The following is a 13,695-nucleotide window of genomic DNA, read 5'->3' as shown; positions in this document are numbered from 1 at the left end:
TAGTTTAATTAAACAATAAAAGCCAAGTTAATAATCAAGCGCATTCGTTAATTCGTACGCTCAATTCTTATAGTATTTAGGAATAATTAAGTGTGACAAAATTAAGTTGAGGCAATCACAACTAATTATTAAAGCCGTGTAAGCATTTTAAATTCAATTCCGCGGAATTCAGGTTCGAAACGGCAGACACCGCCGATGCAGATATTACCAGCTTGTCTTGATCCAAATAAAATTGTTAAGTCAGTATGCTCACCAAGTTTATAACCGGCTTGCAAATATCCCCACAACCTTCGCACAACATTTCCGGACTGGGGTTCGCGGGTTTCTATTTCCGTTACAAGCGCAAGGCTAAATCTTGGCGAACGCAAATACTCGAGCGATAGGAGGTCGGTATAATATTGTTCGCTTGTAATATTATTCGTTGTGCTTTGATGTTCGATTATTAATTTAAGCGTGTTGATCTCATTGAAGTAATACCGGCTCTCAAGTATCGGAGTGAAATTTTTTGTATCGGTATCCTTTTCCTCACGGTAACCAAATGCGGCAGCAAAATAAAAATTTTCATTCAGATTGTGATTCGCCTGAAAGTATCCTTCTCTAAACTGCAGCCCTGATTCGGAGTTGTTACTATTCTGTCTTTGAAAAAGTGATGATGAACCAATAGTTCTCGTTTCACTGTAAGCAGTATTGAAATATGTATCATCATCGTAGTCATAGTTTACTTCAAATAAAAAACCCTTTTCATTATTTTGATTAAGCGCCGAAGGGTGGCGGTTGATAAGTGTATAAGCATATTCTTTTTTTAATGCTGGAGGAGTGTTGTAAACAATTGTACCGTCATCACTCTGAAATAAAAAATTGTCATAATATTTATATTCGCCGGAGAATGAAAGGTTTTCGTGGTAGAAATTCAAATTGCCGTAAAAAGCTTTCCCGATGATATTTTCTTCATCATTAAAAATATTTTTACTAATGTCATTGTTCTGCTTGATTCCGTACTCGGCATAAATATCTGCATCTCCAAGGCTTTGCTGAATCCGAAGCGAAGCTAAACGTGTAGCGGCAGCATCATTTTCCGGTTGATTGGAAGCAAAAGTTCCTCCAATTCTAAGCTGCCTGAATCTCCTAAAATCAATATCAATCGCGTGCAATATATCTTTTCTTTCAGCCAGAGCATTTTCCATGCTGCCGCTGAATACTGAAAGAATAATATTTTCGTAACTGCCCTGCACGCTTACACCGAGCAAGTTGTTATCAACTCTGATGTTTCTATCTTCGTAACTTTTAACTATAAGCCCCCGACCAAAAAGCTGATAGAAATTTCCAACAGTAATATCAAGCCCTTCCTTCGCTTCGCCAATTTCTGCGGTTATATATTTATAATCAATTCCTGCAAACTTTTCTTTGCCCCGGCTGATGGAGGGGTTGGGATCATTCGGCTGGAACAAATCAAAACGAAAACCGGCTGAAAAAATTCCGCGGTTATAATCTACGTTCAGCCAGTTTTCGAGAATCTCCTGTTTCTTTTCAATGTCGTAAGAATATTCAAGTTGATTTGATAAGCCTAATCCTTCGGGTAAGATTGTACCATTATCTTGTGCAGTAACTTTTACAGCTAAAAAAAATAATAAAGAAAAGAAAAATATTTTGGTGATATAATTTTTGTTTAAAATGTATCCAATCAATTTTTTAAAAGCTCCTCTATTTTTTTCTTTACCTGGACTTCATCACCGCGCATATAACCAAGATGAGTATAAACTATGTTTCCGTTTTTATCAATCAGAACTGTAAATGGAATTGCTTTCGCATAATATTTTCTTGACACTTCGGAATTTGTATCAAGCAAAACCGGAAAAGAATAGCCCTTTGATTTAACAAAGGGCTTTACCTTCGAAACAGTTTTTTCGTTGTCGGTGGAAACAGCAAACATTTTGAAACCTTTCGACTTCAACTCGGAGTATATTTTATTGTACTCTGCCATTTCCTCTATGCACGGTTTACACCACGTTGCCCAGAAACTTAACAGGACGGGGTAATTTCCGGTTTCTTTGTTCAGTTCAAAAATGTTTCCATCAGTATCTTCAAGCTTGAAGTTCGGAGCTTTCTTGCCAACTTGATTTTCATCTTGAGCAAAAGCAGCGAATGAAATAGTCAGGATAAAAATAACAGCAGCGAGCACTCGCATTATTTCTCCAGTATCATTTTATTAACCTGGGCAAAATTATTTGTTACAAGTTTGTAAAAATAAATCCCGCTTGAAAGTGTAGAAGCATCAAACGAAATATTAAAACTACCGGCAGGTTTATACTCGTTAACAAGTGTTGCTACCTCGGCGCCAAGCACGTTATAAACTTTTAGTGAAACCATCCCGGCTTCTTTTAATCCATAGTAAATAGTTGTTGACGGATTGAAAGGGTTGGGGTAATTCTGCGACAAGAAATAATGATCTGGTTTAATTTGCTTGTCATCCACTGCAGTGGCTGAAGCTGTGGCAGTAAAATCAAGAGTAATTCTATCAGCGGGATTGACAAATGTACCAATTTGTAGTTGGACATTTGCTGTCCCGTCAGTTACATTAGGAAAAACATGAAGAGAGGTAAGAAGTGTATCGCCAGGGGCTAACGGTTCAACCCCAAATTCAATGGTACTTGCAATGCTGTCTAAAGCAGGTGAAAAACAATTTTCACCGAAGCAAAGTGAAGATTGCCAACCTGAAGGTAATTCATTTAACGTTCTTACGAGAAAGACAGTTTGCTCAACAGAAGAAATATTTACAACTGTCATATCAAAAATCATTTCTGAGCCTAATGTATCACTTAATGAAGTTACAGCAACATCAAGGGAAATTTCTTCATCAATAGAAGCAGGAGCCATCCAGTTGCTGATTATGTAATCATAATTGGCAAAGGAGGCGGCATTCTCATATCTGTATGGACGACCGCCGATAAAAATAAAAGCGCCCTCGTTTTCTTTTTTAATTTTAAATCCGCCGGTCCAATTGGTGCCAGTATTATCATCAAAAATTGGAACTGCTTCAGAAGTGGCTGAGAGTTGAGGAAAATTCACCAATGAATTTGTTCCCACCGCAGTCATATCAACAAGATTATTGTCGAGCGAAATTAAATTTGCTACTGTCAAATCACCGCTGAAAAAATCAATCCCGCAATAATTTTTTAGCTCCGTATTGAAAAATGAATTGGCAAGACGTGTTGACAATAAGAAATTCTTTCCGCTTTGCACATATTCGATAACTTGATTCGGATCATAAAATGTAACGTCCCCGCTGTAATTATTTCCAATCCAAATTACATTATCGTATAAATTTAATATTGATGTTGGAATATTTCTGCTGAATAAATGAACCTGTTGTACTTTGGGGTTAGAGGTAAAGTCAAATCCTTCGTCGCCGAATAAATCCCAGACATCAACATTATGATTTCCATAGCAAGCAGAATTGTTATAAAAATTTTCCATTTCGGTTTTGTAAGCATCGGTTTGATAATCAATTCCATTAACAACTAAAGTTTTTGATGAAGCAGTTAGAACAGTAATAAAATTGTTCATCACGCGTGTGTAAGAATTATATCCATCACTAACAGTTAGACTAACAGAATAGGATTGATTATCATTAAAAATATAGGTGGGGTTAGGTTCATTGGAATCGGTTGTTCCATTGCTATCAAAATCCCATGCCCACGAGTTTAACGATGTAGAATCCGTAGCAGTTGAGTAATCATTAAAAGTGACTGTGAAAGGAGCAGCGCCTAAATATTCATCAACCTGAAAGGCAGCATTGATATGATTTGAATAAACAAGATTTGTCATTGTTGATTGATAAACTTCTTTGTCAATATCGCTTTGAATAAAAGCTGCAACTCGTATGCTGTCGAAATCAACTGAAGCAATAAACTCAGCAGTTGGAATGTAAACAAGATCAATCTCAATCGAGTCGCCCGGGGCTGGTATAGCAAACTCAGTTCCTTTTCCCATCGGGAAGCATTTTTCTGCTTATGCTGTAAAACATTGTTTCACCATTGCTGCCGGGTGGTGATGTAAAATCAACAACTCGTTCTGTTAAAGCAACTCTTAATTTAGTTTTCTCAAACACTGTATTATCAGTAGGGTCGCGGAGGATTTTTACATGAATATTAATAACATTGTTTGAAAATCTTTCGGGAGTTAAAATAATTTTGAAAGGAGCATACTCTGCATTTCCACTATTAATAGCATTAGTAAATGCAGTCGCACCGCTTCCGGTGTTGAAAGTAGTACCATTAATATCTACCCAGGGAACTGAGTTGACGCCGTAGTAAGTCCAGCGACTGATATTATCAGTTGCATTTAATAAAAACATCGGGTCATATTCGGAAGGCCAGTTTACGTTGTAAACAATATGCGTCATCAAACCAGCATTTACCAACGCTTGTGTAGTTGCATTATACCAAGCATTATTCAGTGCGGCGCAAGGTCCGCAGGAACAATTTGTGTATCGCTCAACCAGCGACTGTTTTTCATACGCGTTTATGTTTGATATAATTGCCAGCAGCGAAATTAAAAGTACAATTTTTTTCATAACAACATCTCCTGTGATGAAGAATAAATTAATTTTATTTTTGATTTTAATTTGAAATTTCTACTTGATAAACTTCCTTTGTGATTTTATCCTGAACAAAAACTACTGTTTTAATTTTTTCGGATTGCCATTGAGAACTCAACATAATTTGTCGGGTTATTTCCTTTGCTGTCAGTTACTTCAATATCTGCAATTGATTCCCCTTGGTTTGAAGGAAGCATTGCCCGCATCACATCATAAAAAATAGTTTCACCGTTTGAGCCAGGCGGATTTGCAAATTCAATTGATTCTTCAATCACGACTGTTTGAATCACAAGACTATTAAAATCAATATTAGAATTATCAAGAAGGTCAACTTTAATTTGAACGCTGTAACTGCTGCCGATTAGTGTGTCTGTAACTGTTAAACGAAACTGAGCCGCCTGCATCATTCTACTACTAATTTTTTGCTTCACATCGTTTGAGTCTGTCGAGATTGGTTTTTCGATTCCATCAATTACTGTGGTTGGGGCAGAAAAAATATTGTAGTAGCCCATTCGTGCATTACAATCAACTGTATTTGCAAGATAGAATGGATCATTCGGAGAAGGAAAATTTGTCGGATATTTTATTGCAATTACTTTAAGCCCGTTGTTGTAATGAGTGAGTGAATAAATAATTTTATTCGAAGTTACACATGGATTACAGCTTACGTTCGCAAAATCTTCAAGCAAAACAATTTTATTAACCGTAACAAATTCGAGATCAAAATTAATACTTACCGTTTCATTTTTAATAACGGTTATTATTTCACTTTTAGAAACGTAATTTTCTTTTTCAAGCCTGATTGAATGTTCGCCAGCGAAAATTTCTAAAGTATCGGGAGAATAATTACCCGTAAAAATATCATCAACAAATATTAAAGCGCTGTCAACGTTTGAAGTAACAATTACTTTTCCTGTATCAACTAATGGAATTGACGGAACATCCGGCGGGTTTGTATTGCAGCCGATAATTTGTAAAAGAAGAACTGCAAGTGAGAATAATTTTAAGAATCGTATCAAAGAAATAAAACTAAATGAAGGTTAGTAAATGATAATTATCTCTACATTCAAATTAAAAAGAACTTTCCGTACAGCAAAGTTGTTTGTTGAATAATTTAAAAAACAAAAGGGTTGTTCTACTATTTCAAAGAACAACCCTAATTGATAAGAATAATTTTAGTTATTCTGAGTGAGCCATCCAGTTGCCGCTTATTCCAAAGATTTTGCAATTACCCCAGGTAGTAACCTTAAGAGTAAAGCCGTCTCTTGAAATACCGGAAGTTTCAACTTTATATCTCAGTGCGGTCTCCTGATCAACATCCATGTGAGTAACTGATAAAACTACATCCGGTTTTACATCGAATGGTTTTAAGAAGTTTACTTCAAGGCTGAAAGATCTTGTGCCTTCATTCTTATCCAACGTGTAACCCGGTGTTTCATAGTTTATCGAGTACATTCCACTTTGAACTTGAGCCTGGGCAAAAGTTAAAGCTGTCGAGAAAGCTAACACTGCCAAAACAAAAAGAACTTTTTTCATACTTGACCTCCTTAATTTTATTTAAGATTGATTGAAAGAACACTTAAAATATAGCTGTATTAATTTTTAATTACAAAAGTAAGGTTGAATAATATTTTAATCTTTATACAATACAAAAAAAGAGTTACGCGGAAATATAAAAAGGCAGACTCCGTTTAGGAACGGATAAGGCTGCCTTAATTATAAATATAAATTTATGTCTGATTTTACTTCGTCAATAACATCTTCTTAACTTCAACAAAATTTCCTGTGTTCAGCCGATAAAAATAAATTCCACTTGTAACTTGGTTGCCGGAATTATCATTACCGTTCCACACAACATCATAATAACCCGCATTAATTCATTTACTAATGTAGCCACTTCCTGACCAAGTGCGTTAAAAATTTTCAACGATACATTAGCATCCTGGCTTAATCCAAAACGAATTGTGGTTGATGGATTAAACGGATTGGGATAATTTGATTCCAACACGGCTGTTTCCGGAATCAATTCATCATCAGAATTACCTTTGCTTAATTCAATCACAGTTTTGGTGTAAGTCTTTACGTCGCTTGCCCAAACGGTTGAAGGGTAAGTCCCGACTCGTAAGGTGTAGGTGTAAATACCTAGCGGTTTGGTCGAGTAATTTTTGTTTTTAACTCCGCTAAAGGTTTGCCCGGGATTAACAGTAATAGTTTTGTTATAAATTAATTTGATCCTATTGTTAGGGAGGGTTTCCTCTAACCAAAGACCGAAGGTTTGAGGCGTCACTTCGTTGTTGGTTGCTGAAAAATTCACGCTAAACACACCGTTGCCAGAAGAGGGTGTAACGGTTAATGATGGAACAATGTTTGGGTTTGTAACCACGCCATTGAAATCAACTTTGGTAGTCCACGCTTGATAAATACCAGATTTGTCATCGCACCAATAAGGCCAAACAATTCCGTTTGCTTCTGTTACACCGATGTAATCCCCTGGTATCCGCCGGCAAGTCCTGCGATCGGTTTTGGTTTGAAGTGATGATCTGCTACTTCCAAATCCGTCCATGTGTTTCCACCATCAGTTGATCTTGAAAGATAAACAGTTGCAGAGTCAGTGCTTATATTTCTATTATCATAATAAACCACATTAACACTTCCATCGCCGCCAACAACGAGAGCAGGGCAGTATTGAACCTTACCATTGTTGAGAGCATCCTGATTAACTCTGATGCCGGAAGACCATGTTGTTCCGCCATCGGTAGAGCGGTGTAAAATAATATCAGCATCTGAACCGGAAGGAGCTAAGTTCTTTTCGGCATGAACCACATAAATCCACCCATTCTGAGCACCGCCAGTAACATCAACTCCCATCCACGGGAAATCATTAACCCTTATACTTGTAGGAAATAAGTATCCGCGGATTCCATTACAATCGTAAATATTATTGTTTACTGTCCATGTGGCGCCGCCGTTTGTAGATTTTCCAAATCCCATATAATCACCGGTGTAGTTACCTCCTGTAATTGGGTTTTGCCATACCATATAAACTTCGCCATTAGGTCCGATAGCGCCGTTAACTCCCTGGGAGTAATGACCGGCAGGAGGAGTGTTGATATTTGCAGAAGCACTCCAGCTTGTTCCGCTGTTTGTCGTGTAAGAAACAGCAATGGGTGGGGCAGCCGATGTAAACCTTGACCAGCTTACATATACTCTTCCAAAGTAAGGACTCGTTGGAATGTTATCAACTACCGTATGATTTTTATCTTGTGAGCCTGAAACAATTGTGTAATCATTTGACCATGTTGTACCCATGTCGGAAGAATTGGTAACAAACATACCGACAGTAGTATATCCTAAATGGGACATATAAAGTCTTCCATTTGCATCAATGCCTGGAGCGGGATCGCCGCCGTGATTTGTTGTTGGGTTCGATAGAGTTTTATCATTTCCAAACCAGGTAGTTCCGCCATCTGTTGTTAAGTATAATCCCTCGCTGATTGTGAAGGGGCTTATCTTAACTGAGTTAGAGGATCCATACATAATGTTTGAATTTGTTGGATGCCTTGTAATAGGAGTTTCGCTTTGAGTGTAAGTGCTTGGGAACACCCGAAAGTTAGGATCAATTACAACGGTACCAAGAGGTGTAGAAAAAACTCTTGGATCTGAATTGGGATGGACATAATCAATTGCGCTTTGAGGAACGTCAAAAAATTCACCGGTGGGGCGAATTTGAGTGCTCCACATACGTTCATCGCTAAACTGAGCTTGTAAGTTGCTATTTAGCACAAATAGCACAGAGAAAAGGAAAACAAAAGAGAATACACGATTCATACTTTCTCCAATTTAAATATTAATAATGATGTTTGTTATTTATTTAAGCAGTGCATTTGAAATGAAACTCATCTAAAGCGAACGAAGGAAATTTTTCCATTGTGAGTCCAGAGCTTATCGTAAAAAACTTTTACAATAATTAGTGCGCAAAATATGAAAAGAATGACAATCTCAAAGACAAAATAATTTTTTTTTTCTGTTGAACCATTAAGTATCAGAATTTCTGTTTAGCTATGAGACGAACTATGTCCTTTTCGAGATTTTCCTGGGGAGATTCAACTATTCGTCCAATCTCCACATCTTCGGAATATATTATTATAGTTGGCACTAGTTGAATATCGAGGTTATCAACTTCGCTTGTCAATCCTTCTTTCTCTCGATCAACGCAGATTAGAGAATAGTTTTTTTCCGGAAGGTTGAGCTTATCAAAAATTTTTATCAACCGCGGCACAAACATCTGGCTGTCTTCACACCAGGTTCCTAAAATAATTTTAAAATTAAATTTTGAAATTTTTTCTTCAAGCCCGTTAATCGAAGCAGTATCAACTCTATATTCAGAATATTCATTATCAAACCAAATAAAGTTTGTGTCTTCAAATGCTTCGCGGGTTACTTCTCCAAGCAGCATTGGTTTGCCTGTTTTCTCATCTTTGGTTATTTCACTTTTCGCTTGAGAAAAAACTATTTGCGTAAAAAGAACTACGATTGCGAAAAATAATTTCATAATTACTCTCCTTTTCTATCCAAGGAATTTCTACGAAGGTCAATTCCCCAAAGCAGCTTGTTGCGAAGTGTTTCGAAGTAACTGGTTAATGATGTGTGAACAAGCTTAAGCGGGGTTTTACTTTTATTAATTTTAATTTCAAATGGTGGGGGAAAAGCAAAAACTCTTTGTCCATCACAATTGATCTGGATTTCTTTATACAGTGAATTCGCCCGAATAATTATTTCCTGATTGCTTGGTAAAACCAATGGTCTAATAGTTAAGCTATGCGGCGAAATTGGAGAAAGCGTAATTACGTCTGCTTTGGGACTTACGATTGGTCCGCCGGAAGAAATAGAATAACCAGTTGACCCAGTTGGAGTTGCAATAATTAATCCGTCGGCAGAAAAAGTTGTTACATACTCTCCATCAACAATTATAGTAAGCTCAATCATTTTAGGCCAGGCACCTTTATCAATTACCAGATCATTTATTGCGTATAGTTTTTCTATTTTATGACCCGTGCAATTCCCGGTTATGACTATTCTTTCCTCAATCGAATATTTTTTAGATTTGATTTCTTTAATAATTTCATCCATCTGATTGATGTTTGCTTCGACGAGAAAACCGAGCTTCCCAAGATTCACTCCAAGAACCGGCTTATCAAAAAACTGTGCGTTGAAAGCGGTTGCAAGCATTGTTCCATCGCCGCCGATTGAAATAATTATATCGCTCAGTTCACAAAGTTTTTTATCCGTAAGAAAATTTTGCTTCGGAATTTTAATTGTAAAATGTTTTCTGAATTTCCAAAGATCAGAGCTTAATAAATAATCAAGCTTGTTTTTTTGAAGCTTTTCAATAAATGTTGAAACTACATTTGCAACATTTTCTTTGGTGATATTTGCAATTACTCCAAGAGTCATTTTATTTGCTTTTTGTTGCCTCAACATAATTTAATTTCAAATCGCGAATAACTTCGGTAATTAATTTCGATTCATAATCAGATAAGTTTCCCTTTGTCTTTTCGACGATCATATCGAGCATGTCAATTGTAATTTTTGCGAATTCTAAATTAGGTTCGAGCTTTTGCGTAAGTGGATTTTGAGTTTTCCCCATAGATATCATTGCCATTTGCTGGTTTTGAAGCACAAGCTGAAGAAAAAGTTCTTCGTTCGAAATTGGTTTGTTCATTATTTACAGATAGATTTTTAATTGTAAAATTACAATTAATCAACAGACTCTTACAATGCTAAAATGTCATTTCAAATATTTCCCAAACCAGTGCTTTCTCATTTCATCAACTTCTTTGCGGTAGGATTTTAAGAAATGATCCCCACTTTCCAACATAACCAATCGAAAATTTCTTTTTAGTTGAAGCAGCTTTGATGAAAGATCAAGTGAGTTCTGCGGTGAGACTGTTTCATCTGCTGTGCCGTGTATTAAAAGTAAATTAGTAGAAGCAGAAAGTTTTTCCGGAAAATTTATAACTGATCTTATCTCACATTTTTCCCTCAATTCTTTTCGGTCAAGCTCAGAAGTTTTATTTTCATAAAGCCTGTTCATAAAACTGTTGGAGTCGCCATTAAGATCTGAAATTCCCCCTACGATAATTGCAGCTTTAAAAATATCTGAGAGGGTTAAAGTAAGATAGGTCATCATTCCACCGCGGCTCCAACCTTCTATTCCCCATACTTTTCTATTTGCTTGTGGAATTTCACCAGCAAGAGGAATAAGATTTAGAACATCATTTAAATCATCGCCGCCAAAGTCGTCGTGCCCTTCACCTCCATCATTTCCGCGATATTGACTTGTAAAAACACAATAGCCCAAACTTGCAATATGACCAAACATTCCGCGTGCAGTAAATTTATCAATCGCTCCTTTATTTCCAAACCCGCCTCTGCACCAGATAATGCACGGATATTTTTTTGAATCGTCTTTGGGATATGCAATATATCCTTTTACTTTTAGTCCATCTGATAGATAAGTTATTTTTTCAACATCAGACTTTTCAAGCGCGTCTTTTCCCCAACCGCTGATTATCATCTTTTGTTGAGATTCGTTTACTTCTATTTTTCGTCGCTCAATTATTCGGATCAATTTAAAAATCGGATTGTTTATATTTGCCTTTCACAAATATCGGAAATTTAACTATGCCCCAAAAGAAACAAAAACAAACTTCAAATAAAATGTCAACACAAAAAATTGTTGGAGGGATTCTTTTAATTGCTGCTGCGGGATTTTTTATCTATAACAATTTTTTTAAAGAAGATAAACCCAAAATGGATTATTATAATTTTACTAAAGAAGGTGAGCTTAGTTTTAGTGATTCACTCGGAACATCAAAAACTAAAATTGATCTCGAGGTTGCCGATAACGAATATGAAAGAGAATTGGGATTGATGAAGCGAATTGAGATGAAAGAAAATCAGGGAATGCTTTTCATTTTTCCGGATGAACAAATTCTCTCTTTCTGGATGAGAAATACTTTGATATCACTGGATATGATGTTTATTAATGCAGCAAAAGAAATCGTGACGATTCATAGAAACACAACTAAGCTTTCCGACCAAACTTATCCCTCCTCCAAGCCGGCGATGTATGTGGTTGAAGTTGTCGCGGGATTTACAGAAAGGCACAACATTCGGGTTGGGGATAGAATTGATTGGAAGCGAAATTAAAACAAATTTCTAAGAAGTTTATTTAACTCTTGTCATCAAATAATTTATCTTCAACAAGCTCGCAAATAATGTGAGCGATAGTAATGTGTCCTTCCTGTATTCTTTGAGTGTTTGACGACGGAACCACTAAAGGAAGATCAACCACAGATTTTAATTTGCCTCCGTTACCGCCAAGGAAACCAAATACTTTCATTCCTTTGGAATGAGCCATTTCCACTGCTTTAACTACATTTGGCGAGTTGCCGCTCGTTGAAATTGCCAGAAGAACATCCCCCCTATTTCCGAGTCCTTCTACATTTCTTGCAAAAACATTTTCAAATCCAATATCATTTCCGCCTGCAGTCAGATTTGATGTGTCTGTTGTGAGTGCTATTGCGGGAAGTGCGGGGCGCTGAATATGATGACTCAATCTAATCATCAATTCTGTAGCTATATGCTGGCAATCTGCAGCGCTGCCACCATTGCCGCAAAGCAAAAGTTTGTTGCCGTCTTTATAGGCAGAAACAAGTATATCAACAGCTTTTAAAATTTCATCAGCAAGCTGATCTTTAATTTTAAGCTTTGTTTCAGAACTTTCGTTCAATGAATCAATAATAAATTTTTGTGGGTCCATAATGATTTAATATTTGCTATTTCAAGTCAAGCAAACCAAAGGTTTCGTTGAAGGGTTGTCGAATATTAATTGTGTCAAAATTTAAATTGTAGTTTTGTTTTAACAAAGTATAAATCTTTAAACATTCCTCATCAGAAGTTGCAAATGTGGTAATTTCTTTTTCTATTTCTGCTTGAGCAAATAGGTTTGTATCGTTGGGAATAATGTTCCTTTTTTCTGCTTCAAGTTTACCTTTGTTTTCAAAAATAATCCTTGCAAATTCTCCAGCTTTTTGTGCATGATTAATATTAAAAGGGACAATTTGAATATCTTTTAAAGGCAATTCTTCTAATTGTCCCTTAACACAATATTCAGAAATTGAAATAGTTGAACATTTTAGAATAAATTGTTTTTCTAAGAAATACTTATAATATTCTAATGTGTTTGAATGAAGCAAATCATTATCATTTAAGAGACGAATAAAAAAACTTGTATCGAGAAGAATATTTTTACTATCCATAGCCCCTCAAATTACTTAACCACTCATCTGCATCTTTAACATTTCCCCAGCTATTTCTAGCTTTTTTAATTAACGACTTAATGTAGTCTTCTTTATATAATGGATTGTAATCAATTATATCTACAAGTTTCAATTCACTTTTATCTAATTCACCAGTTTTAATATTTTGTTTGCCGAGAGCTCTTACACCAAATGATTTATACAATGGATTAGATTCGTACTCCGCTAAAACCTCTTTAGATGCATCTATTTTTAACAAACCATAATCTTTTGTATCTAAATGAATATTAGCTTTTAACTTACCACCAGCATCAATAATAACTCCATAAAAATAAAATTCTGCATCTGCCCAAACCTCTTCAGAACGATGTAGCTTAGTATCCTTATTAATTACAATTTGAGAAGTGTTTTGAATTGAAGTTGAAATAGTGAATTCAAAATTTTGTTTTTGTGCTGATTCTTGAAAAAACTCGAATGCTTTTGCTGTTTGAATTTCGAGAAAATCGATTGAGTTATCATTTTGAACTTGAAAAAGTATTGCATTAAAACCTAAAATAGCCTGCATAGAAGTTTTGATGATATGCTTTACTGAACCTTTTTCAATGTCATAACTAATAATAGGTCGTTCTTTTTTATTATTTGGGAAAAGCAAACTTTCAACATTCTGTAGAATATCTACAATATCTTTTATGTCATAATTGTCCGGTGTAACCTCAACATTACCTTTAAACCCCTTAACAATAATTTCTATTTGACCAATTTTATTCATTCTTT

16 protein-coding genes are annotated in these 13,695 nt (G+C 35.8%); 1 reads left to right on the top strand and 15 read right to left on the bottom strand.

What is annotated here, in order from left to right; genetic code table 11:
* Positions 1–128 precede the first annotated feature (128 nt).
* The 12 genes from IPH11_08150 to IPH11_08095 all read right to left on the bottom strand — a co-directional run bounded on the left by IPH11_08150 (position 129) and on the right by IPH11_08095 (position 11,228).
* The gene (locus tag IPH11_08150; GenBank protein ID MBK6913628.1) at positions 129–1,685 is read right to left on the bottom strand and encodes a hypothetical protein; all 1,557 of its coding nucleotides are present in this window, start codon (positions 1,683–1,685) and stop codon (positions 129–131) included.
* The gene (locus tag IPH11_08145) at positions 1,682–2,185 is read right to left on the bottom strand and encodes a TlpA family protein disulfide reductase (protein MBK6913627.1); all 504 of its coding nucleotides are present in this window, start codon (positions 2,183–2,185) and stop codon (positions 1,682–1,684) included. The genes IPH11_08150 and IPH11_08145 overlap by 4 nt, the downstream gene beginning before the upstream one ends.
* Positions 2,185–3,990: a T9SS type A sorting domain-containing protein gene (locus IPH11_08140; GenBank protein MBK6913626.1), complete on the bottom strand. Its 1,806-nt coding sequence runs from the start codon at positions 3,988–3,990 to the stop codon at positions 2,185–2,187. Before IPH11_08140 ends, IPH11_08145 begins: the two co-directional genes overlap by 1 nt.
* Positions 3,974–4,573 (bottom strand): hypothetical protein, encoded by a 600-nt coding sequence (locus IPH11_08135; GenBank protein MBK6913625.1) that lies wholly within the window; start codon positions 4,571–4,573, stop codon positions 3,974–3,976. Before IPH11_08135 ends, IPH11_08140 begins: the two co-directional genes overlap by 17 nt.
* 110 nt (positions 4,574–4,683) lie before the next feature.
* Positions 4,684–5,616 carry a PEGA domain-containing protein gene (locus tag IPH11_08130; GenBank protein MBK6913624.1) on the bottom strand — a complete coding sequence of 311 codons (933 nt, stop codon included), beginning with the start codon at positions 5,614–5,616 and terminating at the stop codon, positions 4,684–4,686.
* Positions 5,617–5,776: 160 nt separating this feature from the next.
* Positions 5,777–6,133 (bottom strand): H-type lectin domain-containing protein, encoded by a 357-nt coding sequence (locus IPH11_08125; protein ID MBK6913623.1) that lies wholly within the window; start codon positions 6,131–6,133, stop codon positions 5,777–5,779.
* Positions 6,134–6,386: 253 nt separating this feature from the next.
* Positions 6,387–7,160, bottom strand: coding sequence for a hypothetical protein (locus IPH11_08120; protein ID MBK6913622.1), 774 nt, complete (start codon positions 7,158–7,160; stop codon positions 6,387–6,389).
* Positions 7,070–8,425 carry an exo-alpha-sialidase gene (locus IPH11_08115; GenBank protein MBK6913621.1) on the bottom strand — a complete coding sequence of 452 codons (1,356 nt, stop codon included), beginning with the start codon at positions 8,423–8,425 and terminating at the stop codon, positions 7,070–7,072. Before IPH11_08115 ends, IPH11_08120 begins: the two co-directional genes overlap by 91 nt.
* A gap of 214 nt (positions 8,426–8,639) precedes the next feature.
* Positions 8,640–9,149 carry a thioredoxin gene (locus tag IPH11_08110; GenBank protein ID MBK6913620.1) on the bottom strand — a complete coding sequence of 170 codons (510 nt, stop codon included), beginning with the start codon at positions 9,147–9,149 and terminating at the stop codon, positions 8,640–8,642.
* A gap of 2 nt (positions 9,150–9,151) precedes the next feature.
* Positions 9,152–10,051: an NAD(+)/NADH kinase gene (locus IPH11_08105; GenBank protein MBK6913619.1), complete on the bottom strand. Its 900-nt coding sequence runs from the start codon at positions 10,049–10,051 to the stop codon at positions 9,152–9,154.
* A 1-nt stretch (position 10,052) separates the two neighbouring features.
* A complete protein-coding gene (locus IPH11_08100; GenBank protein ID MBK6913618.1) occupies positions 10,053–10,319 on the bottom strand; it encodes a DUF1844 domain-containing protein in 267 nt (88 codons plus the stop codon).
* A gap of 66 nt (positions 10,320–10,385) precedes the next feature.
* Positions 10,386–11,228 (bottom strand): prolyl oligopeptidase family serine peptidase, encoded by an 843-nt coding sequence (locus IPH11_08095; protein MBK6913617.1) that lies wholly within the window; start codon positions 11,226–11,228, stop codon positions 10,386–10,388.
* 89 nt (positions 11,229–11,317) lie between these two features.
* Between IPH11_08095 and IPH11_08090 the strand changes: the two genes are divergently transcribed.
* Positions 11,318–11,809, top strand: coding sequence for a DUF192 domain-containing protein (locus tag IPH11_08090; GenBank protein ID MBK6913616.1), 492 nt, complete (start codon positions 11,318–11,320; stop codon positions 11,807–11,809).
* A 22-nt stretch (positions 11,810–11,831) separates the two neighbouring features.
* On the opposite strand, the gene IPH11_08085 is transcribed toward IPH11_08090, so the two are convergent.
* From IPH11_08085 to IPH11_08075, 3 genes are read right to left on the bottom strand one after another with little or no spacing between them, the layout of a single operon-like run.
* Entirely contained in the window at positions 11,832–12,422 is a 591-nt protein-coding gene (locus tag IPH11_08085) for a D-sedoheptulose 7-phosphate isomerase (GenBank protein ID MBK6913615.1), read from the bottom strand.
* Between the two features lie 16 nt (positions 12,423–12,438).
* Positions 12,439–12,921: a type II toxin-antitoxin system VapC family toxin gene (locus tag IPH11_08080; GenBank protein ID MBK6913614.1), complete on the bottom strand. Its 483-nt coding sequence runs from the start codon at positions 12,919–12,921 to the stop codon at positions 12,439–12,441.
* Positions 12,914–13,690: a hypothetical protein gene (locus IPH11_08075; protein ID MBK6913613.1), complete on the bottom strand. Its 777-nt coding sequence runs from the start codon at positions 13,688–13,690 to the stop codon at positions 12,914–12,916. Before IPH11_08075 ends, IPH11_08080 begins: the two co-directional genes overlap by 8 nt.
* Between the last annotated feature and the right edge of the window lie 5 nt (positions 13,691–13,695).

It is taken from the genome of Ignavibacteriales bacterium (genome assembly GCA_016709155.1).
GTDB lineage: Bacteria > Bacteroidota > Ignavibacteria > Ignavibacteriales > Ignavibacteriaceae > JADJEI01.
This window is presented reverse-complemented; position numbering and strand designations above follow the sequence as displayed.